Origin of the sequence: Leclercia adecarboxylata (genome assembly GCF_006874705.1) — a bacterium.
Classification (GTDB): domain Bacteria; phylum Pseudomonadota; class Gammaproteobacteria; order Enterobacterales; family Enterobacteriaceae; genus Enterobacter; species Enterobacter adecarboxylatus_C.
The window spans coordinates 600,564-624,558 of the sequence record NZ_CP035382.1 but is presented as its reverse complement, the minus strand read 5'-3'; the positions used below and the strand labels follow the sequence as shown (position 1 = coordinate 624,558).

General features: G+C 59.1%; 20 protein-coding genes. 15 read left to right on the top strand and 5 right to left on the bottom strand.

The window, feature by feature from the left end; genetic code table 11:
* Nucleotides 1-27: 27 nt before the first annotated feature.
* Nucleotides 28-834 carry an inositol-1-monophosphatase gene (gene suhB, locus ES815_RS03940; protein WP_142486710.1) on the bottom strand — a complete coding sequence of 269 codons (807 nt, stop codon included), beginning with the start codon at nucleotides 832-834 and terminating at the stop codon, nucleotides 28-30.
* Between the two features lie 124 nt (nucleotides 835-958).
* Here suhB and trmJ point away from each other — a divergent pair, with 124 nt between their 5' ends.
* From trmJ to sseB, 11 genes are all read left to right on the top strand, one after another.
* A complete protein-coding gene (gene trmJ / locus ES815_RS03935; protein WP_142486709.1) occupies nucleotides 959-1,687 on the top strand; it encodes a tRNA (cytosine(32)/uridine(32)-2'-O)-methyltransferase TrmJ in 729 nt (242 codons plus the stop codon).
* A 238-nt stretch (nucleotides 1,688-1,925) separates the two neighbouring features.
* Complete coding sequence (gene iscR, locus ES815_RS03930; protein WP_142486708.1) at nucleotides 1,926-2,417, top strand: Fe-S cluster assembly transcriptional regulator IscR; 492 nt, start codon at nucleotides 1,926-1,928, stop codon at nucleotides 2,415-2,417.
* A 121-nt stretch (nucleotides 2,418-2,538) separates the two neighbouring features.
* Nucleotides 2,539-3,753, top strand: coding sequence for an IscS subfamily cysteine desulfurase (locus tag ES815_RS03925; protein ID WP_142486707.1), 1,215 nt, complete (start codon nucleotides 2,539-2,541; stop codon nucleotides 3,751-3,753).
* Between the two features lie 23 nt (nucleotides 3,754-3,776).
* Nucleotides 3,777-4,163 carry a Fe-S cluster assembly scaffold IscU gene (gene iscU, locus ES815_RS03920; protein WP_004866383.1) on the top strand — a complete coding sequence of 129 codons (387 nt, stop codon included), beginning with the start codon at nucleotides 3,777-3,779 and terminating at the stop codon, nucleotides 4,161-4,163.
* A gap of 15 nt (nucleotides 4,164-4,178) precedes the next feature.
* Nucleotides 4,179-4,502, top strand: a complete 324-nt coding sequence (iscA, locus tag ES815_RS03915) for an iron-sulfur cluster assembly protein IscA (RefSeq protein ID WP_039029731.1) — start codon at nucleotides 4,179-4,181, stop codon at nucleotides 4,500-4,502.
* Between the two features lie 77 nt (nucleotides 4,503-4,579).
* A complete protein-coding gene (hscB, locus tag ES815_RS03910; protein ID WP_039029730.1) occupies nucleotides 4,580-5,095 on the top strand; it encodes a co-chaperone HscB in 516 nt (171 codons plus the stop codon).
* Nucleotides 5,096-5,109: 14 nt separating this feature from the next.
* Nucleotides 5,110-6,960: a Fe-S protein assembly chaperone HscA gene (gene hscA, locus ES815_RS03905; protein ID WP_142486706.1), complete on the top strand. Its 1,851-nt coding sequence runs from the start codon at nucleotides 5,110-5,112 to the stop codon at nucleotides 6,958-6,960.
* A gap of 1 nt (nucleotide 6,961) precedes the next feature.
* Entirely contained in the window at nucleotides 6,962-7,297 is a 336-nt protein-coding gene (gene fdx / locus ES815_RS03900; RefSeq protein ID WP_106994594.1) for an ISC system 2Fe-2S type ferredoxin, read from the top strand.
* A gap of 1 nt (nucleotide 7,298) precedes the next feature.
* The gene (gene iscX, locus ES815_RS03895) at nucleotides 7,299-7,499 is read left to right on the top strand and encodes a Fe-S cluster assembly protein IscX (protein WP_032613119.1); all 201 of its coding nucleotides are present in this window, start codon (nucleotides 7,299-7,301) and stop codon (nucleotides 7,497-7,499) included.
* Nucleotides 7,500-7,559: 60 nt separating this feature from the next.
* Nucleotides 7,560-8,846, top strand: a complete 1,287-nt coding sequence (pepB, locus tag ES815_RS03890) for an aminopeptidase PepB (protein WP_142486705.1) — start codon at nucleotides 7,560-7,562, stop codon at nucleotides 8,844-8,846.
* Between the two features lie 138 nt (nucleotides 8,847-8,984).
* A complete protein-coding gene (sseB, locus tag ES815_RS03885; RefSeq protein WP_142486704.1) occupies nucleotides 8,985-9,761 on the top strand; it encodes an enhanced serine sensitivity protein SseB in 777 nt (258 codons plus the stop codon).
* Nucleotides 9,762-9,780: 19 nt separating this feature from the next.
* Here sseB and ES815_RS03880 read toward each other — a convergent pair whose 3' ends face one another.
* The 4 genes from ES815_RS03880 to ES815_RS03865 form a co-directional block, all read right to left on the bottom strand.
* Nucleotides 9,781-10,551, bottom strand: coding sequence for a MurR/RpiR family transcriptional regulator (locus ES815_RS03880; RefSeq protein ID WP_142486703.1), 771 nt, complete (start codon nucleotides 10,549-10,551; stop codon nucleotides 9,781-9,783).
* Nucleotides 10,551-11,396: a 3-mercaptopyruvate sulfurtransferase gene (gene sseA / locus ES815_RS03875; protein ID WP_142486702.1), complete on the bottom strand. Its 846-nt coding sequence runs from the start codon at nucleotides 11,394-11,396 to the stop codon at nucleotides 10,551-10,553. The genes ES815_RS03880 and sseA overlap by 1 nt, the downstream gene beginning before the upstream one ends.
* Nucleotides 11,397-11,485: 89 nt before the next feature.
* Entirely contained in the window at nucleotides 11,486-12,853 is a 1,368-nt protein-coding gene (locus ES815_RS03870) for a 6-phospho-alpha-glucosidase (protein WP_142486701.1), read from the bottom strand.
* An 11-nt stretch (nucleotides 12,854-12,864) separates the two neighbouring features.
* Complete coding sequence (locus ES815_RS03865) at nucleotides 12,865-14,409, bottom strand: PTS transporter subunit EIIC (RefSeq protein ID WP_142486700.1); 1,545 nt, start codon at nucleotides 14,407-14,409, stop codon at nucleotides 12,865-12,867.
* 286 nt (nucleotides 14,410-14,695) lie between these two features.
* Between ES815_RS03865 and ES815_RS03860 the strand changes: the two genes are divergently transcribed.
* From ES815_RS03860 to ES815_RS03845, 4 genes are all read left to right on the top strand, one after another.
* A complete protein-coding gene (locus ES815_RS03860) occupies nucleotides 14,696-19,663 on the top strand; it encodes an alpha-2-macroglobulin family protein (RefSeq protein WP_142486699.1) in 4,968 nt (1,655 codons plus the stop codon).
* A 1-nt stretch (nucleotide 19,664) separates the two neighbouring features.
* Complete coding sequence (gene pbpC, locus ES815_RS03855) at nucleotides 19,665-21,989, top strand: peptidoglycan glycosyltransferase PbpC (RefSeq protein WP_142486698.1); 2,325 nt, start codon at nucleotides 19,665-19,667, stop codon at nucleotides 21,987-21,989.
* 155 nt (nucleotides 21,990-22,144) lie between these two features.
* On the top strand, nucleotides 22,145-22,576 hold the full coding sequence (gene ndk / locus ES815_RS03850; protein WP_032613104.1) for a nucleoside-diphosphate kinase: 432 nt from the start codon (nucleotides 22,145-22,147) through the stop codon (nucleotides 22,574-22,576).
* A 169-nt stretch (nucleotides 22,577-22,745) separates the two neighbouring features.
* Entirely contained in the window at nucleotides 22,746-23,912 is a 1,167-nt protein-coding gene (locus tag ES815_RS03845; protein ID WP_142486697.1) for a bifunctional tRNA (adenosine(37)-C2)-methyltransferase TrmG/ribosomal RNA large subunit methyltransferase RlmN, read from the top strand.
* Nucleotides 23,913-23,995: the final 83 nt, after the last annotated feature.

The window sequence follows — 23,995 nt, the reverse complement described above, 5'->3', positions numbered from 1 at the left end:
GAGCGCCACCGGGCAAGACAACCAGAATTAACGCTTCAGCGCTTCACTCAGTTCGTCACGCATGTTCGCCAGCATCGCTTTCACAACGCGTGGGTTACCTGCAACGATGTTGCCGGACAGCATGTAGTTGTGGCCACCGGTGAAATCGCACACCAGGGCACCCGCTTCACGGGCAATCAGTTCGCCAGCAGCGAAGTCCCACGGCTTCAGGCCAATTTCAAAGTAACCGTCCACGCGGCCAGCGGCAACGTAGGCCAGGTCCAGCGCAGCGGAACCGGTGCGGCGGAAGTCAGCGCACTCGGTAAACAGTTTGCCCAGAATTTTCATGTAGGCAGGTGCGTGCTGTTTGGCTTTGAACGGGAAACCGGTCGCCAGAATGGTGCCGTCGAGGTCGCGAGCGTTGGTGCCGCGCAGACGGTAGCCGTTCAGCTGTGCGCCCTGACCACGGGTTGCGGTGAAGAGTTCGTTACGCATTGGATCGTAAACCACAGCCACTTCAGTACGGCCTTTGATGCGTACGGCGATAGAGACAGCGAAGTGTGGCAGACGTTTAACGAAGTTGGTGGTGCCATCCAGAGGATCGATAACCCACTGAACATCCTGATCTTCGCCTGCATGCTCACCGCTTTCTTCGGTGATGATGGTGTGCTGCGGGTAAGATTTGCGAATGGTTTCGATAATAATCGCTTCTGCGGCTTTATCGACGTTAGTCACAAAGTCATTGCTGCCTTTCTGGCTGGTTTCTACGGAATCTGGGGTCTCGTAGTGTTTGGCAATTACATTACCCGCCTTGCGCGCTGCGCGCACGGCGATGGTCAACATAGGATGTTGCATCGGTTACTCTCACTGGATGTTAAAGAACGGGGATACGAAAACGGCGCAGAGTATAGCAGTGGGATCGGAATATGTCTTCCGTTTATGATAACATCACCGAATATTCTCCAGACTCAGAAAAATTATGCTGCAAAATATCCGAATCGTGCTGGTCGAAACATCGCATACCGGCAATATGGGCTCCGTGGCCCGTGCTATGAAAACCATGGGCTTAACCAATCTCTGGCTGGTTAACCCGCTGGTCAAACCCGACTCGCAGGCCATTGCGCTCGCCGCAGGTGCCAGCGACGTGATTGGCAATGCGCAGATCGTCGATACCCTGGATGAAGCCTTAGCCGGTTGCAGTCTGGTAGTCGGAACCAGCGCGCGTTCGCGCACCCTGCCGTGGCCGATGCTGGATCCGCGTGAATGCGGGCTGAAAAGCGTTTCCGAAGGCCAGCATGCGCCGGTGGCGCTGGTGTTTGGCCGTGAGCGCGTGGGGCTGACCAACGACGAGCTGCAGAAGTGTCATTATCACGTCGCCATTGCCGCTAACCCGGAGTACAGCTCGCTGAACCTGGCGATGGCCGTGCAGGTTATTGCCTACGAAGTGCGGATGGCGTGGCTGGCAACGCAGGAGAAAGAGACTTACGCTGCGCCGGAAGAGACCCCGTATCCGCTGGTGGATGACCTGGAGCGTTTCTATGGCCATCTGGAGCAGACCCTGCTCGCCACCGGCTTTATCCGCGCCGGGCATCCGGGGCAGGTGATGAACCGACTGCGCCGCCTCTTTACCCGCGCGCGTCCGGAGAGCCAGGAGCTGAACATCCTGCGCGGTATTCTGGCGTCGATTGAGCAGAAGAATAAAGAGTAGTGCCGTTTGCTTGCCGGGTGGCGCTGCGCTTACCCGGCCTACAAGACCGTAGGCCCGTGCAAGCGAAGCGCCGCCGGGCAAAACTCATGAGCGCACAGAAGGTTAAATACCTGACTAAAACAGTCAAGTAAATAGTTGACCAAATTAGTCGGGAATGTCAGACTTGGCCCTGCTATGCAATACCCCCACTTTACAATAAAAAACCCCGGGCAGGGGCGAGTTTGAGGTTAAGTAAGACATGAGACTGACATCTAAAGGGCGTTATGCCGTGACCGCGATGCTGGACGTTGCGCTCAACTCCGAATCGGGCCCGGTTCCGTTGGCTGATATTTCTGAACGTCAGGGAATTTCCCTCTCTTATCTGGAACAGCTGTTCTCCCGACTGCGTAAAAATGGCCTGGTTTCCAGCGTCCGCGGTCCTGGCGGCGGATATCTGTTAGGTAAAGACGCGGGCAGTATTGCCGTTGGCGAAGTCATTAGCGCAGTTGACGAATCCGTCGACGCGACCCGTTGCCAGGGTAAAGGCGGCTGTCAGGGCGGCGATAAATGTCTGACTCACGCGCTGTGGCGCGATCTGAGCGACCGTCTGACCGGCTTCCTGAATAACATCACCATTGGTGAACTGGTTAACAACCAGGAAGTGCTGGACGTCTCAGGTCGTCAGCACTCGCACGAGTCCCATCGTAATACCCGCACGCAAGACGCTATCGACGTTAAACTGCGCGCGTAATAAAAAACGATAAGTATTTTAGAATCAGGCCGGGGCGTTCGCGCGCCCCGATGACCCGGTCGTACATCCAGCCGGTTGCCTGGTTCCTTGCATTGAAGCGATGTACGGAGTTTAAAGAGCAATGAAATTACCTATCTATCTCGATTACTCCGCAACCACGCCGGTGGACCCGCGTGTTGCCGAGAAAATGATGCAGTGTCTGACCCTGGACGGAAACTTCGGTAACCCGGCTTCCCGCTCCCACCGTTTTGGCTGGCATGCTGAAGAGGCGGTAGATATCGCCCGTAATCAGATTGCCGAGCTGGTTGGCGCCGATCCGCGTGAAATTGTTTTCACCTCAGGCGCGACCGAATCCGATAACCTGGCGATCAAAGGTGCGGCCAATTTCTATCAGAAAAAAGGCAAGCACATCATCACCAGCAAAACCGAACACAAAGCCGTGCTGGACACCTGTCGCCAGCTGGAGCGTGAAGGGTTTGAAGTGACCTACCTCGCGCCGCAGCGCAACGGTATCATCGACCTGAAAGAGCTCGAAGCGGCAATGCGTGATGACACCATTCTGGTCTCCATCATGCACGTCAACAACGAAATCGGCGTGGTGCAGGATATCGCCACTATCGGCGAACTGTGCCGTGCGCGCGGTATCATCTACCACGTTGATGCGACCCAGAGCGTGGGCAAACTGCCTATCGACCTGAGCCAGCTGAAAGTGGACCTGATGTCCTTCTCCGGCCACAAAATCTATGGCCCGAAAGGCATTGGCGCGCTGTACGTGCGTCGTAAGCCACGTATCCGTATCGAATCCCAGATGCACGGCGGCGGTCACGAGCGCGGCATGCGTTCCGGTACTCTGCCTGTTCACCAGATCGTGGGTATGGGTGAAGCCTACCGTATCGCCAAAGAAGAGATGGAAACCGAGATGGCGCGCCTGCGTACGCTGCGCAACCGTCTGTGGGAAGGCGTGAAGGATATGGAAGAGGTCTACCTGAACGGCGATCTCGAGCAGGGCGCACCGAACATTCTTAACGTCAGCTTCAACTATGTTGAAGGCGAGTCGCTGATCATGGCCCTGAAAGATCTGGCCGTCTCTTCCGGTTCTGCGTGTACTTCCGCAAGCCTGGAGCCGTCCTACGTACTGCGTGCGCTGGGCATGACCGACGAACTGGCACACAGCTCTATCCGCTTCTCTTTAGGTCGTTTCACTACCGATGAAGAGATTGACTACACCATCAAACTGGTTCGCAACTCCATTGGCCGTCTGCGTGAACTCTCTCCACTGTGGGAAATGTTCAAAGAAGGCGTGGATCTGAACAGCATTGAATGGTCACATCACTAATCGGTTTGTAAGGAGAATTCAACATGGCATACAGCGAAAAAGTTATCGATCATTACGAGAATCCACGTAACGTGGGCTCCTTCGACAACAGCGACGACAGCGTAGGCAGCGGCATGGTGGGTGCACCGGCCTGTGGCGACGTGATGAAGTTGCAGATTAAAGTCAACAATGAAGGTATCATTGAAGACGCGCGCTTCAAGACTTACGGTTGCGGTTCCGCAATCGCCTCCAGCTCCCTGGTCACCGAGTGGGTGAAGGGCAAATCTCTGGACGAAGCGCAGGCGATTAAAAATACCGATATTGCTGACGAACTCGAACTGCCGCCGGTGAAAATTCACTGCTCTATCCTGGCGGAAGATGCGATTAAAGCTGCAATCGCGGATTACAAAAGCAAACGTGAAGCAAAATAATTAGTTGAGGTTGTTATGTCGATTACCCTTAGCGACAGCGCTGCCGCGCGAGTAAGCTCCTTCCTGGCAAACCGTGGCAAAGGCTTCGGCCTGCGACTGGGTGTACGCACCTCCGGCTGTTCCGGTATGGCGTATGTACTGGAATTTGTTGACGAACCTGCGGCGGAAGATACCGTATTCGAAGACAAAGGCGTGAAGGTGGTGGTCGATGGTAAAAGCCTGCAGTTCCTGAACGGCACTCAGCTGGACTTTGTAAAAGAAGGCCTCAACGAAGGGTTTAAATTTACTAACCCGAACGTTAAAGACGAGTGCGGCTGCGGCGAAAGCTTCCACGTTTAATTGCGTATCACCTGCTAACCCCACCGCAGCCAGACTGTGTGTGGGGTTTGTTTTAATCAGCTAACCCTGAGATTGTTATGGATTACTTCACCCTCTTTGGGTTACCAGCCGGGTATGAAATTGATACTCAGGCGCTGGCGGCCCGTTTCCAGGATCTGCAACGTCAGTATCACCCGGATAAGTTCGCCAGCGGTACGCAGGCGGAACAGCTGGCGGCGGTGCAGCACTCTGCGACCATCAATCAGGCGTGGCAAACCCTGCGCAATCCGCTGAGTCGGGCAGAATATCTGCTTTCGCGCCACGGGTTTGATCTCTCCAGCGAGCAACACACCGTCCGCGACACCGCCTTCCTGATGGAACAGCTGGAGCTGCGTGAAGAGCTGGATGAGATCGAACAGGCCAAAGACGAAGCCCGTCTTGAGCGCTTTATTAAGCGCGTAAAAGGGATGTTCGATACCCGCCATCAACAGATGGTTGACCAATTGAATAACGAGACGTGGGACGTGGCGGCGGACAGCGTTCGCAAGCTGCGTTTTCTCGATAAACTGCGAAGCAGTGCTGAACAACTCGAAGAAAAGCTGCTCGATTTTTAATTTCGGAAGCAATTATGGCCTTATTACAAATTAGTGAGCCGGGCTTAAGTGCCGCACCGCACCAGCGTCGTCTGGCGGTAGGCATCGACTTAGGCACCACCAACTCGCTGGTGGCGACCGTGCGCAGCGGCCAGGCTGAGACGCTGGCGGATGCGCAGGGTCAACACCTGCTGCCCTCTGTGGTCCACTATCAGCCCCAGGGCCACAGCGTGGGCTTTGATGCCCGCGCCAACGCAGCCCAGGATCCGGCCAACACCATCAGCTCGGTAAAACGCATGATGGGCCGCTCGCTGGCAGACATCCAGAGCCGTTATCCGCATCTGCCGTATCAGCTGCAGGCAAGTGAAAATGGCCTGCCGATGATCGCCACCGCCGCGGGTTTACTGAACCCGATCCGCGTCTCTGCCGATATCCTTAAGGCGCTGGCCGCCCGCGCAACCGCGACCCTGGAAGGCGAGCTGGATGGCGTAGTGATCACCGTTCCGGCCTATTTCGATGACGCCCAGCGTCAGGGCACCAAAGACGCGGCGCGTCTGGCGGGCCTGCACGTGCTGCGTCTGCTTAACGAGCCGACGGCTGCCGCCATTGCCTATGGCCTCGACTCCGGTCAGGAAGGGGTGATTGCGGTCTTCGATCTCGGCGGCGGGACCTTTGATATTTCGATTCTGCGCTTAAGCCGCGGGGTGTTTGAAGTGCTGGCGACCGGCGGCGACTCTGCCCTCGGTGGCGACGACTTTGACCATCTGCTGGCGGATCACATCTGCGAGCAGGCGGGGATATCCGATCGCAGTGACGCGCGTCTGCAACGTCAGCTGCTGGACGCGGCCATTGCCGCCAAAATCGCCCTCAGCGATGCTGCCTCCGTGACCGTTGAGGTCGCGGGCTGGAAAGGCGACATCAGCCGTGAACAGTTCAATGCGCTGATCGCCCCGCTGGTGAAACGCACCCTGCTGGCCTGCCGTCGCGCGCTGAAAGATGCGGGCGTGGAAGCAGAAGAGGTGCTGGACGTTGTCATGGTCGGCGGTTCGACCCGCGTTCCACTGGTACGCGAACGCGTGGGCGAATTCTTTGGCCGCACGCCATTAACCTCTATCGATCCGGATAAAGTGGTCGCCATTGGCGCCGCCATCCAGGCCGATATCCTGGTCGGTAACAAGCCGGACAGCGAAATGCTGCTGCTGGACGTGATCCCGCTGTCCCTCGGGTTAGAAACCATGGGCGGCCTGGTGGAGAAAGTGATCCCGCGTAACACCACCATTCCGGTGGCGCGCGCGCAGGAGTTCACCACCTTTAAAGACGGCCAGACCGCGATGTCGATCCACGTGCTGCAGGGCGAGCGCGAGCTGGTCCAGGACTGCCGTTCGCTGGCGCGTTTCGCGCTGCGCGGGATCCCGGCACTGCCTGCGGGCGGGGCGCATATCCGCGTCACCTTCCAGGTGGATGCAGATGGCCTGCTGAGCGTCACGGCGATGGAAAAATCGACCGGTGTCGAATCCTCCATCCAGGTGAAACCGTCCTACGGTCTGACCGATGGCGAAATCGCCACCATGATTCAGGACTCAATGAGTTTTGCTGCGCAGGATGTGAAGGCGCGTATGCTGGCGGAACAGAAAGTTGAAGCCGCACGCGTGCTGGAAAGCCTGAACAGCGCACTCACTGCTGATGCCGCGCTGTTAAGCGCCGCAGAACGTCAGGCCATTGACGACGCCGTCGCGCAACTGAGCGCGGTGGCGGTTGGCAATGACGCTGACGCCATAGAACAAGCGATTAAAAACGTTGATAAGCAAACCCAGGAGTTCGCCGCTCGCCGCATGGACCAGTCTGTCCGTACCGCGCTGAAAGGCCACTCCGTGGACGAGGTTTAATATGCCAAAGATTGTTATTTTGCCTCATGCGGACCTCTGTCCGGATGGCGCAGTTCTGGAAGCTGAGACCGGCGAAACCATCCTTAACGTTGCCCTGCGTAACGGTATCGAAGTGGAACACGCCTGTGAAAAATCCTGTGCCTGCACGACCTGCCACTGCATCGTCCGCGAGGGTTTTGACTCTCTTGCGGAGAGCACAGAAGATGAAGACGACATGCTGGATAAAGCATGGGGTCTGGAGCCGGAAAGCCGTCTGAGCTGTCAGGCGCGCGTCACCGATGAAGATCTGGTGGTCGAACTTCCGCGTTATACGCTTAACCACGCACGCGAGCATTAATATGGGACTGAAGTGGACTGACAGCCGTGAAATCGGCGAGGCGCTGTACGACGCTAATCCGGATCTCGATCCGAAGACCGTACGCTTCACCGATATGCATCAGTGGATTTGCGATCTGGAAGAGTTTGACGACGATCCCAACGCATCCAATGAAAAAATTCTGGAGGCGATTCTGTTAGTCTGGCTGGACGAAGCAGAATAAAAACGTAACGGGCTGCCTTCAGGCGGCCCGTTTGCTTGTTGCTAATAAGGATAAATAAAAATGACCGAAGCGATGAAGATTACGCTCTCTACTCAGCCTGCCGATGCGCGCTGGGGTGAAAAAGCCACTTACAGCATCAACAATGACGGTATTACCCTGCACCTGAACGGCAGCGACGATGTCGGTCTGATCCAGCGCGCGGCGCGGAAAATTGACGGCCTGGGCATTAAACATGTGTGTCTCGACGGCGAAGGCTGGGACACCGATCGCAGCTGGGCATTCTGGGCGGGCTATAAAGGTCCAAAAGGCACCCGTAAGATTGAGTGGGCGAACCTCGACGACGCAGGAAAGACAGAGCTGGAAAGCCGTCTGACCATCATCGACTGGGTGCGCGATACCATCAACGCCCCGGCGGAAGAGTTAGGCCCGGAACAGCTGGCGCAGCGCGCGGTGGATCTGCTGAGCAAAGTCGCTGGCGACAAGATGTCTTACCGCATCACCAAAGGCGAAGATCTGCGCGAGCAGAACTACATGGGCATCCACACCGTTGGCCGCGGCTCCGAGCGTCCTCCTGTGCTGCTGGCGCTGGATTACAACCCAACCGGTGATAAAGCGGCACCGGTATTCGCCTGCCTGGTCGGGAAAGGTATCACTTTCGATACCGGCGGTTACAGCCTGAAGCAGAGCGCGTTCATGGACTCGATGAAGTCCGACATGGGCGGCGCGGCTACCATTACCGGCGCGCTGGCTTTTGCCATCACCCGCGGCCTGAATAAACGCGTGAAGCTGTACCTGTGCTGCGCCGACAACATGGTCAGCGGTAACGCCTTCAAGCTGGGCGACATCATTCGCTACCGCAACGGCAAGAACGTCGAAGTGATGAACACCGACGCCGAAGGCCGTCTGGTGCTGGCCGATGGCCTGATTGACGCTTGTGCGCAAAAACCAGAGCTGATCATAGATATGGCAACCCTGACCGGGGCGGCGAAAACCGCGCTGGGCAACGACTACCACGCGCTGTTCAGCTTTGACGACAAGCTGGCGAACCGTGTGCTGGCAAGCGCTGCCGCCGAGAACGAACCGTTCTGGCGTCTGCCGCTGGCCGAGTTCCACCGCAGCCAGCTGCCGTCGAACTTCGCCGAACTGAACAACACCGCCAGCGCGGCCTACCCGGCAGGGGCGAGCACCGCCGCCGGTTTCCTGTCGCACTTCGTTGAGAACTATCGTGAAGGCTGGCTGCATATCGACTGCTCCGCTACCTACCGCAAAGCGGCGGTTGAGCAGTGGTCCGCCGGTGCGACCGGTCTGGGTGTGCGGACCATCGCGAACCTGTTGACCGCAGAGTAATTGACTTGCCCGGCGGCGCTGCGCTTGCCGGGCCTACAGATTACCGTCTTGCCGGGTGGCGCTGCGCTTACCCGGCCTACAAAACCCGTAGGCCCGTGCAAGCATAGCGCCGCCGGGCGATTTTGAAGTAACGAAACTATGTCAGAAACCAAAAACGAATTAGAAACTTTGCTGGAAAAAGCGGCCACCGAGCCTGCCCATCGTCCGGCATTTTTCCGCACGCTGCTGGAGTCCACCGTCTGGGTGCCTGGCACCGCCGCGGAAGGTGAGCAGGTTGTTGAGGACAGCGCCCTGGATCTGCTGCACTGGGAAAAAGATGACGGCACCTCGGTGATCCCGTTCTTCTCCTCCCTTGAAGCCTTACAGGAAGCGGTTGAAGATGAGCAGGCGTTCGTGGTGATGCCGGTGCGCACCCTGTTTGAGATGACGCTGGGCGAAACCCTGTTTCTGAACGCCAAACTGCCGACCGGGAAAGAGTTCACCCCGCGCGAAATCAGCCACCTGATTGGCGAAGAGGGTAACCCGCTCAGCACCCAGGAGGTGCTGGAGGGCGGTGAGTCGCTGCTGCTGTCGGAAGTGGCCGAGCCACCGGCACAGATGATCGACTCCCTGACCACCCTGTTCAAAACCATCAAACCGGTCAAGCGCGCGTTTCTCTGCTCGATCAAAGAGCAGGCCGACGAACAGCCGGTACTGCTGATTGGCATTGAGGCGGATGGCGAGATCGACGACATCATCCAGGCCGCGGGCAGCGTGGCGACCGACACCCTGCCGGGCGACGAGCCCATCGATATCTGCCGGGTAGTAAAAGGCGAGAAGGGCATCAGCCACTTTATCACCGAGCACATCACGCCCTTCTATGAGCGCCGCTGGGGTGGCTTCCTGCGCGATTTCAAAAACAACCGTATTATCTGAGCCTTTGCGGGGTGAACACTCACCCCGTTGCCTCCAGCAGCAGTAAATCCATCAGCAGCACCAGGTTCGACTCAAACGATGTCACTCCTGCGGCCTCGGCAGCGAAATGCACCGCTTCGTCGTATAAGGCAAAATGCAGATCCGCCATCCCCGCCAGGGTATTCGCCGACGCCCGGGTAAAAGCCACCACCGTCATCCCCACGTTCTGCGCGATCCGCGCCTTATCCAGCACCTGCTCCGTTTCCCCGCTGCGCGAGACCGCGATGAACACCTGATAGCGCGAGGCGTTGCTGAGAAAGATGTTGCGGCTGTCGCCAGGGCCGGAGATAAATGCCGTCTTGCCCAGCACCTGCAGTTTCTTGGTCAGGTACTCGGCAAACAGATAGGAGAAGCCCGCGCCGTAGAGGAAAAAGCTCTCCTTGTCGCGCAGCAGCCCGGCAAACCGGCGGCGTTTCTCCGCCGTTGCCCACTGAAAGGTCTGCTGATAATTGGCGATAAACTGATTAAACAGGGCGGGTAATTCCGCAGGTTGCCGGGTTTCGGCGGCAATGTGCGGGGTATCGCTCAACAGCTGCTTGCAGTGCCAGATAAACTCGCTAAAGCCGCTGAACCCCAGCTTGCGGCACAGGCGCATAATAGTGGCGGTGGAGACAAAGGTCGCCTGAGCCAGCTCCCGTACGGTGATCTGGCCCACCAGCAGCGGATGCTCGGTGAGATGGGCCAGCACGCGATACTCTGCGCGGGTCAGAGACTCCCCGCGCGTTAACAGTGTCGCCAGACGGTTATCCATTACCGGGACGGTTCAACCGGCAGATCGTCCCGGGCACCCCATTCACTCCACGCGCCGTCGTACAGCGTGACGTCGGTTTTGCCGAGGGTCGCCAGCGCCAGAATAACGACACAGGCGGTGACGCCGGAGCCGCAGCTGGCAACGACCGGCTGATGCAGATCCACGCCCTGGCGAGAGAAAATTTCACGCAGCTCGTCGGTGGTTTTCAGTTCACCCTCAAACACCAGATCGCCCCAGGGCACGTTACGCGCGCCAGGGATATGGCCGCGCTTAAGGCCCGGGCGCGGCTCGTCGGCTTCCGCGTTAAAGCGCGGGGCCGGGCGGGCATCGACAATCTGCGCGGTCTGCTCGTGGCTTGCCAGCAGCACGTCGGTGACACGCTTGATCGCCCCGGCATCGAAGGTGGCTTCAAAGTCGCCGTCCGGCAGGGAGACATCGCCCTGCTGGAGAGGTAACTCGGCCCGCTGCCAGCCGGCAAGACCGCCTGCCAGAATCGACACCTTTTCCACGCCGAAGGTTTTCAGCATCCACCACGCCCGTGGAGCGGAGAAGAGATTCCCTTCATCGTAAATCACCAGATGCTTGTCGTGGCTGACGCCCAGCTCGCGCATTGCCACCGCAAAAGCTTCCGGGCGCGGCATCATGTGCGGCAGGGGAGAGGTATGATCGGAGAGGGCTTCAATATCAAAAAATACCGCCCCCGGCAGATGCCCGGCGCGGTATTCGGCAGAAACGTCACGATGCTCCTGGCCAGGCGGCGCCATGCGCGCGTCGAGGATCTGGACTTCAGGGTCATCACTGTGCTCAATCAGCCAGTCGGCTGCGACAAAATATGAGGTGGACATGGGTGCCTCCATAAATGAATCCATTGATGGATTGTCGGTGTTTTTTCTGACACCGACAAGCGAACCACGTTCAACTCGGGAGCAAGCCCTTATTTTTTCACCGCTTCCCCATCCTGCCAGGCTTTTTGCAGCGCAGGCCAGTATTCCCGGTTGGCCTCAATCATCTCATCCAGAATCGCTTTGGCATGTTCCATGGTTGGCACGGTGCGGTTCAGGGTGAACGCCTGTAAGGCTTTCTCATAGCTGCCTTCGATGGTGGCTTCCACCAGCAGCTGCTCCGAGGCCAGCTGCTGTTGCAGCAGAGTCTGGTGGAACAGCGGCACCCGGCCGATGCGGATCGGCTCTGGACCTTCGCTTGTAATATAGGCCGGGACCTCAACCATCGCGTCGTACGGCAGGTTGACGATCGCCCCCCGGTTTTCCACCATCACCAGATGGCGCTGGCGCAGGTTAAACGCCAGCGAGCGGGCCACATCCACGATAAACTCGCCGTGCACCCCCACGTGGAATGCATCCGGCAGGATCCCGGTCTGTTTATACTCTTGTGCGGCGGCAAACAGCTTTTTCTCGCGACCGTTCATCACTTCGTTGGCGCGGGTATAGTCCGGATTCTGGTGATCCACGATCTGATTCGGCATCAGGTAGTACTGCAGATACGGGTTCGGCAGATACTCCGGGAAGTTATCCATGATCGGTTTGATGTTGCGCCAGGTTTTCACCCACGACGGATCCGAGTGCTGCGGGTCAGTTTTGGCCGCATCTTCGGTCAGCAGACCAAATTTTGCGACATGGCGACGCAGCTCCGGCAGTTTATCCTCGCCGTCCACCAGCACGCGGGTAAACCAGCCGAAATGGTTCAGACCGAAGTAGTCCACCTCCAGCTTGTGGCGATCCACACCCAGAATGGCCCCCATGTTACGCATCGCCGCTACCGGCATATCGCAAATGTTCAGTACCCGGGCGTCCGGACGCAGGCGACGTACGCCCTCGGCGACGATGGCCGCCGGATTGGAGTAGTTGACGATCCACGCCTTCTCATGGGCATAGCGGTCAACCATGTCGATCAGCTCAACCATCGGCAGGATAGTACGCAGGCCATAGGCCAGCCCGCCCGGGCCGCAGGTCTCCTGACCGACCACCCCATGACGCAAGGGGATCTTCTCATCCTGCTCGCGCATTTTGTACTGGCCGACGCGCATCTGGGCGAAGACGAAATGGGCCCCGCTGAACGCCACTTCCGGGTCGCTGGTAACGGTAAATTTGATGCTCTGGCTGTGATCGCGAATGACCTTCTCCACCACCGGCGCGATGGTGTTTTGCCGCGCGGCATCAATGTCGTAGAGGCGAATTTCCGCCAGCGGGAATTTATCCAGCTGTACCATCAGGCTTTTCACAATCCCGGGCGTATAGGTGCTGCCGCCACCGGCGATAGAGAGAATAAATGGGGGTGTAATCATGTTTATCTCCTTCAGAGAACCGTCTCGACCGCTTCTCGCATTTTTTTGACATGCAGCCCGTAGACCACCTGAACGTTGTTACCTTGCTTGATAATGCCTTTCGCGCCCGTCGCCTTAAGCCGTGGCTCGTCGATGATGGCAACGTCTTTCACCGTGACGCGAAGACGGGTGTAGCAGTTATCCACCACCTCGATGTTTTCGCGTCCGCCGAGGCCGACCACAATCGCCTCGCCCAGACCATCATTGCTGCCTTTCGCCTGGTACTCCTGCTTGCTGTACAGACGGGTCTCCTGATCCTCTTCTTCGCGTCCCGGCGTCTTCATGCGGAAATGCAGGATCAGGAAGCGGAAGATCGCGAAGTAGAGGGCGAACATGATCAGCCCGACCAGGATGTACATCGGCCAGTTGGATTTTTCGGTGCCCAGCGGCAGGTTATAAAGAATGAAATCGATGATGCCGTTGGCCCCGATGGCGTGCACCCCCAGCAGATAAAAGAGCATCATGCCGATCCCGGTCAGCACCGCGTGCACCACAAACAGCAGCGGGGCGACGAACAGGAAGGAGAACTCGATCGGCTCGGTCACCCCCACCAGCAGGGAGGTGAGCGCCGCCGGGATCAGAATCGCTTTCGCTGCGGCTTTACGCTCCGGTTTGGCGGTGACATACATCGCCAGCGCGGCGGCAGGCAGGCCAAACATTTTGCTGATGCCGCGGGCATCCCACACCGCGGTGCTGCTGAGCTGCTTCACCTCCGGGCAGGCCATCTCGGCAAAGTAGATATTGCGCGCGCCCTGATAGGTTGCGCCGCAGACCTCCTGGGTGCCGCCCAGCTCGGTATAGAGGAATGGGGTGTAGACCAGATGGTGCAGGCCGGTCGGCACCAGGATGCGCTCAAGGAAGCCGTAAATCGCTACCCCAAACGCCCCGGAGCCTTTAATGGCTAAGGCCATGGCGCTGATCCCGTTCTGGGCAAACGGCCATAGCTCACTCATCACCACCCCCAGCAGCATGGAGACCGGGAGCATAATGATGGCGACGAAGCAGTGCCCCGAGTAGATCGCCATCGCGCCGTTGAACTGCACGCCGGAGTATTTGTTATACAGATAGCCCGACAGCGCCCCGGTGAGGATCCCGGCAAACACGCCCATCTCCAGCACCTGCACGCCTAACACCATGCTCTGTCCGGCGGCTTTCATCTGGTCCGCCGGGGCCAGCGCGCCCTGCAAATTCAGGGTCACGTTCATGGCGTTAATAAACACCACGAAGGTCACCAGGCCTATCAGCGCCGCGTAACCTTTGTCACGCGTTGCCAGACCGATGGGGATGCCCACGGCAAACACCAGCGCCAGGTTCACCAGCACCGAGACGGCGGATTTTGAAATCAGCTGGCCGATGCTCTGGATCAGCGGATGGCCGAGGAACGGCAGATAACCGGCAAGGGCGCCGTTACCCAACACATTACCAAAAGCAATGAAAAGACCGACAATAGGCAGGATAAGTACCGGTCCGTACAGTGATTTTCCGAAATTTTGTAGGGCGTTCACGGCTCGTTTCATGACGTTCTCTCTTATTGAACCGCGCACTCAGGGTGCGTCATAACGTTAAAATTAGCAGGGCAAACGCGAACTTAGCCAGCTATCTTGTTGTTTTAAAAACAAATGACGTTAAAGGTTACATGTAACCTTTAACGCTGTGATCGCGCCAGCAGCCAGAATGTTATCCACGCAGAAAACTTTGCGAGACGCTGTCCAGAATTGAAATCGACACTTTTGTATTAATGAAACTTGCGGATAATACTTATCCCGACGACGACCAACAGGCCCGCAAGGCCAGGGATAAAGGATGAAACCGTTTCGCCTTGCCGCGCTGTCATTAGCGCTGCTTACCACCATCACGCTTGTCGGCTGTGATGACAGTGACGACAAGACCTCTTCAGCGGCACCCGCCACAGCTACCGCTTCCACCTCTACGCCAGCGCCTGCCTCTGCGCCGGCAAAGCCGGACAACGCCACGCTGGAGAAACTGGCCGCGCAAAGCATGGGTAAAACGCTGACCCTGCTGGATGCGTCTGAGATCCAGCTGGACGGGGCCGCTGCCCTGGTGCTGACCTTCTCGGTGCCGCTCGATCCATCGCAGGATTTCGCCCGGACGGTGCACGTGGTCGACAAAAAAAGCGGCAAGGTTGATGGCGCCTGGGAGCTGGCGCCGAATCTGAAAGAGCTGCGCCTGCGCCATCTGGAGCCGAACCGCAACCTGGTGGTCACCGTCGAGCGCGATCTGCTGGCGCTGAACAAAAACACCTTTGGCAGCGACGTCGAAAAAGCCATTACCACCCGCGACATTGAGCCGAGCGTCGGTTTTGCCAGCCGCGGCTCGCTGCTGCCGGGTAAGGTGGTGGAAGGGCTGCCGGTGATGGCGCTGAACGTGAATAACGTCGATGTGAATTTCTACCGGGTTAAACCTGAATCATTAGCCGCCTTTGTCAGCCAGTGGGAGTACCGCAACTCGCTCACCAACTGGGAGTCCGACAATCTGCTGAAGATGGCGGATCTGGTCTACACCGGCCGTTTCGACCTTAACCCGGCGCGTAATACCCGTGAAAAACTGCTCCTGCCGCTGGCGGATATCAAGCCGTTACAGCAGGCGGGCGTCTATATCGCGGTGATGAATCAGGCCGGGCATTACAACTACAGTAACGCCGCCACCCTGTTTACCCTCAGCGATATTGGTCTCTCCGCACACCGCTACCATAACCGGCTGGATATCTTTACCCAGAGCCTGGAGAACGGTGCGGCGCAATCGGCAATCGAAGTGCAGCTGCTCAACGATAAAGGGCAGACGCTGGCGCAGGCCACCAGTGACGCTGACGGCCACGCGACGCTGCAGACCGACAAAGAGGCGGCGCTGCTCCTCGCCCGCAAGGACGGGCAGACCACGCTGCTGGATCTCACTCTTCCGGCGCTGGATCTGGCGGAGTTTGCCATCTCCGGCGCGCCTGGCTTCACTAAACAGTTCTTTATGTTTGGCCCGCGGGATCTCTACCGCCCGGGCGAAACGGTGATCCTCAACGGCCTGCTGCGCGACAGCGACGGCAAACCGCTCCCCGACCAGCCGGTGAAGCTGGAGGTGCTGCGCCCGGACGGCCAGGTGGCGCGCACCCTGGTCAGCCAGCCTGCAAACGGCCTTTACCGCTTTGACTATCAGCTTGATAGCGGGGCGCAAACCGGGATGTGGCATGTCCGCGCCAGCACCGGGGATAACCAGCAGCGGATGTGGGATTTCCACGTCGAAGACTTTATGCCAGAGCGCATGGCGCTCAATATTGCCGGGCAAAAAACGCCGGTTTCACCGCAGGATCCTGTCGCGTTCGATGTGACGGGGTATTACCTGTACGGTGCGCCCGCCAACGGCAACAGCCTGCAGGGGCAGCTCTTCCTGCGTCCGCTACGGGAAGCCGTGGCCGCCCTGCCGGGCTTCCAGTTCGGGGATATTGCCGAAGAGAACCTGAGCCGCAGCCTCGATGAAGTGCAGCTGACCCTCAACGATCGGGGGCGCGGGCAGGTGAGCAGCGACAGCCAGTGGAAAGAGACTCACTCCCCGTTGCAGGTGGTTTTGCAGGCCAGCCTGCTGGAGTCCGGCGGCCGACCTGTCACCCGACGGGCGGAGCAGGCCGTCTGGCCAGCGGCGACCCTGCCGGGCATCCGTCCGCAGTTCGCCAGCAAAGCGGTCTATGACTACCGCACCGATACCACCGTCAACCAGCCGATTGTCGAGGAGAACAGCCAGGCCGGGTTCGATATTGTTTATGCCGATGCCAGCGGGGCGAAAAAAGCGGTCTCTGGCCTGCAGGTGCGCCTGATCCGTGAGCGCCGCGACTACTCCTGGAACTGGTCCGAGAGCGACGGCTGGCAGTCGCAGTTTGATCAAAAAGATCTGATTGAGGGCGAACAGGCGCTGGACCTGGCCGCCGACGAGACCGGAAAAGTGAGCTTCCCGGTGGAGTGGGGCTCCTATCGTCTGGAGGTGAAAGCCCCGGATGAGGCGATCAGCAGCGTGCGCTTCTGGGCAGGCTACAGCTGGCAGGACAACAGTGACGGCACCGGGGCGGCACGTCCGGACCGGGTGACGATGAAGCTGGATAAACCGGCCTATCAGCCCGGGGAGACCATCAAGCTGCACATTGCCGCTCCGGCGGCAGGGAAAGGCTATGCGATGATCGAATCCAGCGAAGGGCCGCTGTGGTGGAAGGAGATCGACGTCCCGGCTGAGGGGCTGGATATGACCATCCCGGTGGATAAAGCCTGGAAACGTCACGATCTCTATCTTTCCACGCTGGTGGTTCGCCCTGGCGATAAATCCAAATCGGCCACGCCAAAACGGGCGGTGGGCCTGCTGCATCTGCCGATGGGCGATGAGAGCCGTCGCCTGAGTATTGCCCTGGACAACCCGCAAAAAATGCGGCCAAACCAGACCCTTGCGGTCAAAGTGAAAGCCAGCGTGAAAGAGGGGGCGACCCCGCAGAAAATCAACGTGCTGGTCTCGGCGGTGGACAGCGGCGTACTCAACATTACCGATTACGTCACCCCCGATCCGTGGCAGGCATTCTTTGGTCAGAAGCGCTATGGCGCGGACATCTACGATATCTACGGCCAGGTAATTGAAGGTCAGGGGCGGCTGGCATCGCTGCGCTTTGGCGGTGATGGCGATGAGCTCAAACGTGGCGGTAAACCGCCGGTCAACCATGTCACCATCATCGCCCAGCAGGCACAGCCGGTGGAGCTGGACGCCAATGGCGAGGGCACCGTTTCGTTGCCGATTGGCGACTTTAACGGCGAGCTGCGTCTGATGGCCCAGGCCTGGACCGATGACGATTTCGGCAGCAGTGAGAGCAAAGTGGTCGTTGCCGCACCCGTGATTACCGAGCTGAATACCCCGCGCTTCCTTGCCAGCGGCGATAACGCCAGGCTGACGCTGGATCTGACCAACCTTACCGATCGCCCTCAGACCCTGAACGTGGCGCTGACCGCCGGCGGCAATCTGGCGCTGGAAGGCGCCCAGCCGCAGCCGGTGCAGCTGGCGGCCGGTGAACGCACGACGCTGTTTATTCCGGTGCGGGCGCTGGAGGGTTACGGCGAGGGCGAAGTCGCCGCCCAGGTCAGCGGCCTGACGCTCCCGGGTGAAACCTTTGCGCCACAGCAGAAGAGCTGGAAAATCGGCGTGCGTCCGGCGTTCCCGGCGCAAACGGTGAATACCGGTACGATGCTCAAACCGGGTGAAAGCTGGCACGCGCCGGAACAGCATCTCGCTAATTTCTCACCGGTGACGTTACAGGGGCAGCTTATGCTCAGCGGCAAGCCGCCGCTCAACCTGGCCCGTTACATTCGTGAACTGCAGGCCTATCCGTATGGCTGTCTGGAGCAGACCGCCAGCGGCCTGTTCCCGTCGCTCTATACCAGTGCCGCACAGCTGAACGCGCTGGGTATTAAGGGCGACAGCGACGAGAAGCGTCGGGCAGCCATTGAGATCGGCATCTCCCGCCTGCTGCAGATGCAGCGTAACGACGGCGGCTTCGCCCTGTGGGATAACGAGGGGCCGGAAGAGTACTGGCTCACCGCCTACGTCACCGATTTCCTGGTGCGCGCGGGTGAGCAGGGCTACAGCGTGCCGGCGGATGCCGTTAACAATGCCAACAACCGCCTGCTGCGCTACCTGCAGGATCCGGGCATGATGGCGGTCCGCTACAGCGACGATATTCAGGGCAGCAAGTTTGCGATCCAGGCCTATGCTGCGCTGGTGCTGGCACGTCAGCAGAAAGCCCCTCTCGGGGCATTGCGCGAAATCTGGGAGCGTCGTGCGCAGGCAAAATCGGGCCTGCCGCTGATGCAGCTGGGGCTGGCGCTGAAGCTGATGGGCGATGCGCCGCGCAGCCAGCAGGCGCTGGATCTGGCCCTCAAAACACCGCGCAGCGAAACGCAGAGCTGGATGGCCGATTACGGGAGTCCACTGCGTGATAACGCGATGATGCTGAGCCTGCTGGAAGAGTACAACCTGCTGCCGGATGCCCAGAGCACGCTGCTGAACGTCCTGTCTCAGCAGGCGTTCAGCCAGCGCTGGCTCTCTACCCAGGAGAGCAATGCCCTGTTCCTGGCGGGTCGTTCCCTGCAGACTCTTTCCGGGGCGTGGCAGGCCACTACCACGCTGGCGGAAGGCAACGTCCGTGGTGACAAACCGCAGGTGCAGAACCTCGATGCCGATCGGCTGGCCGCCCTGCAGGTTACCAATACCGGCACTGCGCCGCTGTGGGTGCGCCTGGACAGCAGCGGCTATCCACAATACGCGCCGCAGCCTGCTTCTAACGTGCTGAAAATTGAACGTCAGATTCTGGCGACCGATGGCAGCAGTAAATCCCTCTCCTCCCTGAAGAGCGGCGAGCTGGTGCTGGTCTGGCTGAACGTGACCGCCAGCCAGAACGTGCCGGATGCCCTGGTAGTTGACCTGTTGCCTGCCGGGCTGGAGCTGGAAAACCAGAACCTGGCCAGCAGCAGCGCCAGCCTGCAGGAGAGCGGCAGCGAGGTGCAAAACCTGCTCAGCCAGATGCAGCAGGCCGACATTCAGCATATGGAGTTCCGCGACGATCGCTTTGTCGCCGCCGTGCCGGTCAATGAAGGCCAGCCGGTGACGCTGGTCTATCTGGCCCGCGCCGTCACGCCGGGAACCTATGCGGTGCCCGTGCCGCTGGTGGAATCGATGTACGTGCCGCAGTGGCGGGCAACGGGTGCGGCCAGCGGCCCGCTGATCGTCGTTCCGTAACGTGCAGTATCGGAAATGGACAGGCTCCCGCTGGCTATGGCTGGCGGGGGCGATACTTCTGCTGTGGGGCGGCGTCATTGCTGCCGATCGCCTGTGGCCACTGCCGCTACACGAGGTCAATCCCGCCCGGGTGGTAGTGGATGAAAAGGGGATCCCGCTGTGGCGATTTGCCGATCGCGACGGGATCTGGCGCTATCCGGTCACCATCGAAGAGGTCTCGCCGCGCTATCTCGAGGCCCTGATCCAGTATGAAGATCGCTGGTTCTGGGATCATCCTGGCGTTAACCCGTTCTCGGTGCTGCGTGCCGCCTGGCAGGATCTGACTGCCGGGAAGGTGGTGTCGGGCGGCAGTACGCTGACCATGCAGGTAGCCCGCCTGCTGGATCCCCATCCCCGCACCCTGGGCGGCAAAGTGCGTCAGCTCTGGCGCGCGCTCCAGCTGGAGTGGCACCTCTCCAAACGTGAAATCCTGACCCTCTATCTGAACCGCGCCCCCTTTGGCGGCACGCTGCAGGGGGTGGGAGCCGCCAGCTGGGCCTACCTGGGGAAAGCCCCTGCGCAGCTGAGCTATTCCGAAGCCGCGCTGCTTGCCGTCCTGCCGCAGGCCCCGAGCCGTTTGCGCCCGGATCGCTGGCCGGAGCGCGCCGAGGCGGCACGTAATAAAGTCCTCAAACGCATGGCCTCGCAGGGCGTCTGGCCCGCGCGTCAGGTAAGCGAGTCGCAGGAGGAGCCGGTATGGCTGGCCCCCCGGCAAATGCCGCAGCTGGCGCCGCTGTTCTCACGCATGATGCTCGGCAAAAGCCGTGACACCAAAGTGGTGACAACCCTTGATGCCACGCTGCAGCGCCAACTGGAGGAGCTGGCGCTGAACTGGAAATCCCGGCTACCGCCCCGCAGTTCGCTGGCAATGATCGTTGTCGATCACAGCGATATGAAGGTGCGCGGCTGGGTTGGATCAGTCGACATTACCGACGACAGCCGTTTCAGCCATGTGGATATGATCTCGGCGATCCGATCTCCGGGATCGGTGCTTAAGCCTTTTGTCTACGGCCTGGCGATGGACGATGGGCTGATCCACCCGGCCTCGCTGCTGCAGGATGTTCCGCGCCGCACCGGCGATTATCGTCCCGGGAATTTTGACAGCGGTTTTCATGGCCCGATCAGCATGAGCGAGGCGCTGGTGCGATCCCTTAACCTGCCCGCCGTGCAGGTGCTGGAAGCCTACGGGCCGAAAAAGTTTGCCGGAATGTTGCGCAATGCCGGATTACCGCTGCTGCTTCCCGCAGGCGCTCAGCCGAACCTCTCCCTGATCCTGGGCGGCGCCGGGGCACGTCTGGAAGATATCGCCGCGGCATACAGCGCCTTTGCCCGTCAGGGACGGGCAGGAAGACTGCGCATGCAGCCGGGCGACCCGCTGGTTGAACGGCCCCTGCTGTCGCCCGGTGCGGCGTGGATCATCCGCCGTATTCTGGCCAACGAGGCACAGCCGCTGCCGGACAGCGCGCTTGCCCAGGTGGTGCCTCTGGCGATAAAAACCGGTACCAGCTATGGCTACCGCGATGCCTGGGCGATAGGGCTGAATGCGCGCTACGTGATCGGCATCTGGACCGGCAGACCGGACGGCACGCCGGTGGCCGGGCAGTTTGGTTTTGCCAGCGCGGTTCCGGTGTTAAATCAGGTCAACAACCTGCTGCAGTCGCGCTCGGCGCTGGATGAGGCGCGCCTGCCGCGCGATCCGCGTCCGGCCTCGGTGAGCCGCGGCGTGATTTGCTGGCCGGGCGGGCAGTCCCTGCCTGACGGGGACAGCAACTGTCGCCGCCGCCTCGCGACCTGGCTGCTTGAGGGGAGCCAGCCGCCGACGCTGTTGCTGCCGGAGCAGGAGGGCATCCGCGGGATTCGGTTCCCTGTCTGGCTGGATAACAGCGGTCAACGCGTGGCGGCGGATTGCCCGCAGGCACAGGAACGCACCCTCGACGTCTGGCCGCTGCCGCTGGAGCCGTGGCTACCGCAGGCGGAACGGCGGTCTGCGCGTATCCCGGCGGCATCTGCAACCTGCCCGCCGCTCGGCCAGGCCTTCCCGGCACCGCTGATCCTTTCAGGCATTCGCCAGGGAGCGGTGATTAAGCGTCTGCCGGGGGAGGCGCGCGTGTCCTTACCGCTGCAGGCCAGTGGAAGCGACGGGGCCCGCTGGTGGTTCCTCAATGGTGAACCGCTGAATGCGCAGGGGCGGACGTACACACTGCATCTTGAAAATGCAGGTGATTATCAACTGCTGGTGATGGATGAGGCGGGGCAGGTGGCAACCGTAGATTTTACGTTGCAGTAAATAAAACAGGTTTTAGCCACGATCTGTTGTTAAAACTCGTCTTATTTTAAAAAAATGTTACATGCATCCATAGGCAATGGCGTGAATGCTCATTATAATCCGCGCCATATATTTCGCATGAATGCAAAACAACAGAACAAATCACAGAGGTAATCATGGCTATTGAACGTACTTTTTCCATCATCAAACCAAACGCGGTGGCAAAAAACGTTATTGGCAGCATCTTTGCTCGCTTTGAAGCGGCAGGGTTCAAAATCGTTGGTACCAAAATGCTGCATCTGACCGTTGAGCAGGCTCGCGGTTTCTATGCTGAGCACGAAGGTCGCCCATTCTTCGACGGCCTGGTTGAGTTCATGACCTCTGGCCCAATCGTGGTTTCCGTACTGGAAGGCGAAAATGCCGTTCAGCGTCACCGCGATCTGCTGGGTGCAACCAACCCGGACAACGCTCTGGCGGGTACTCTGCGCGCCGATTACGCTGACAGCTTCACCGAGAACGGCACCCACGGTTCCGACTCCGTAGAATCTGCTGCGCGCGAAATCGCGTTCTTCTTCGCAGAAGGCGAAGTGTGTCCGCGTACCCGTTAATTTAACGGTTTCGTTTACACATTATTTTCGTAAATGCCGCGTGCAGACGTGGCATCCCTGCGCCAGACTTTGTACAATGCAACGCCCCGGATGAGCAGACTGCTTGCCGGGGCGTTTCTTTTTAACCCTCCACGGGCCATAACGTGTAACAACGAGGCCGGAATATATTATGTCTGAACTAGTTAATACCTCCGAAGTCGCCGTTCCTGCGGTTCCAAATAAAAATGGAAAAATCAACCTGCTGGACCTGAACCGTCAGCAGATGCGCGAGTTCTTCAAAGAGATGGGCGAGAAGCCGTTTCGTGCCGACCAGGTTATGAAATGGATGTATCACTATTGCAGCGATAACTTTGATGACATGACAGACATCAACAAGGTCCTGCGCAACAAACTCAAAGAAGTAGCCGAAATCCGCGCCCCGGAAGTGGTGGAAGAGCAGCGTTCAGCTGACGGCACCATCAAATGGGCGATTGCCGTAGGCGATCAGCGCGTTGAAACGGTCTATATCCCGGAAGATGACCGCGCCACGCTGTGCGTCTCTTCCCAGGTCGGTTGTGCGCTGGAGTGCAAGTTCTGCTCCACGGCGCAGCAGGGCTTTAACCGTAACCTGCGCGTGTCGGAAATCATCGGCCAGGTCTGGCGTGCGGCGAAGATCGTCGGCGCGGCAAAAGTGACCGGCACCCGTCCTATCACTAACGTGGTGATGATGGGGATGGGCGAACCGCTGCTGAACCTCACTAATGTGGTTCCGGCGATGGAAATCATGCTCGATGACTTCGGTTTTGGCCTGTCCAAACGTCGCGTGACGCTCTCCACCTCAGGTGTTGTACCTGCGCTGGACAAGCTCGGCGATATGATTGACGTTGCGCTGGCGATTTCGCTGCATGCGCCGAACGATGCCATCCGTGATGAGATCGTGCCAATCAACAAGAAGTACAATATCGAAACCTTCCTGAACTCGGTGCGGGGCTACATTTCGAAGTCCAACGCTAACCAGGGACGCGTCACCATTGAGTACGTCATGCTGGACCACGTCAACGACGGCACCGAGCATGCGCACGAGCTGGCGGCACTGCTGAAAGATACGCCATGCAAGATCAACCTGATCCCATGGAACCCGTTCCCGGGCGCGCCGTATGGCCGTAGCTCAAACAGCCGTATCGACCGTTTCTCCAAGGTACTGATGGAGTACGGCTTCACCACTATCGTGCGTAAAACCCGCGGTGACGATATTGATGCCGCCTGTGGTCAGCTGGCCGGTGATGTTATCGACCGCACCAAGCGCACGCTGCGTAAACGTATGCAGGGCGAAGCTATCGACGTTAAGGCCGTGTAATTATTACGCTGCCACGGCGCATTATCTGCGCCGTGGCAGCGTAAGATGCGAATAAACAGTCATTGCACCAGTGTATGGGTAAT

What these genes read in the sequence shown, in the direction of transcription:
- suhB (WP_142486710.1), bottom strand. Translation starts at nt 834, where the DNA reads ATGCAACATCCTATGTTGACCATCGCCGTGCGCGCAGCGCGCAAGGCG.
- trmJ (WP_142486709.1), top strand. Translation starts at nt 959, where the DNA reads ATGCTGCAAAATATCCGAATCGTGCTGGTCGAAACATCGCATACCGGC.
- iscR (WP_142486708.1), top strand. Translation starts at nt 1,926, where the DNA reads ATGAGACTGACATCTAAAGGGCGTTATGCCGTGACCGCGATGCTGGAC.
- ES815_RS03925 (WP_142486707.1), top strand. Translation starts at nt 2,539, where the DNA reads ATGAAATTACCTATCTATCTCGATTACTCCGCAACCACGCCGGTGGAC.
- iscU (WP_004866383.1), top strand. Translation starts at nt 3,777, where the DNA reads ATGGCATACAGCGAAAAAGTTATCGATCATTACGAGAATCCACGTAAC.
- iscA (WP_039029731.1), top strand. Translation starts at nt 4,179, where the DNA reads ATGTCGATTACCCTTAGCGACAGCGCTGCCGCGCGAGTAAGCTCCTTC.
- hscB (WP_039029730.1), top strand. Translation starts at nt 4,580, where the DNA reads ATGGATTACTTCACCCTCTTTGGGTTACCAGCCGGGTATGAAATTGAT.
- hscA (WP_142486706.1), top strand. Translation starts at nt 5,110, where the DNA reads ATGGCCTTATTACAAATTAGTGAGCCGGGCTTAAGTGCCGCACCGCAC.
- fdx (WP_106994594.1), top strand. Translation starts at nt 6,962, where the DNA reads ATGCCAAAGATTGTTATTTTGCCTCATGCGGACCTCTGTCCGGATGGC.
- iscX (WP_032613119.1), top strand. Translation starts at nt 7,299, where the DNA reads ATGGGACTGAAGTGGACTGACAGCCGTGAAATCGGCGAGGCGCTGTAC.
- pepB (WP_142486705.1), top strand. Translation starts at nt 7,560, where the DNA reads ATGACCGAAGCGATGAAGATTACGCTCTCTACTCAGCCTGCCGATGCG.
- sseB (WP_142486704.1), top strand. Translation starts at nt 8,985, where the DNA reads ATGTCAGAAACCAAAAACGAATTAGAAACTTTGCTGGAAAAAGCGGCC.
- ES815_RS03880 (WP_142486703.1), bottom strand. Translation starts at nt 10,551, where the DNA reads ATGGATAACCGTCTGGCGACACTGTTAACGCGCGGGGAGTCTCTGACC.
- sseA (WP_142486702.1), bottom strand. Translation starts at nt 11,396, where the DNA reads ATGTCCACCTCATATTTTGTCGCAGCCGACTGGCTGATTGAGCACAGT.
- ES815_RS03870 (WP_142486701.1), bottom strand. Translation starts at nt 12,853, where the DNA reads ATGATTACACCCCCATTTATTCTCTCTATCGCCGGTGGCGGCAGCACC.
- ES815_RS03865 (WP_142486700.1), bottom strand. Translation starts at nt 14,409, where the DNA reads ATGAAACGAGCCGTGAACGCCCTACAAAATTTCGGAAAATCACTGTAC.
- ES815_RS03860 (WP_142486699.1), top strand. Translation starts at nt 14,696, where the DNA reads ATGAAACCGTTTCGCCTTGCCGCGCTGTCATTAGCGCTGCTTACCACC.
- ndk (WP_032613104.1), top strand. Translation starts at nt 22,145, where the DNA reads ATGGCTATTGAACGTACTTTTTCCATCATCAAACCAAACGCGGTGGCA.
- ES815_RS03845 (WP_142486697.1), top strand. Translation starts at nt 22,746, where the DNA reads ATGTCTGAACTAGTTAATACCTCCGAAGTCGCCGTTCCTGCGGTTCCA.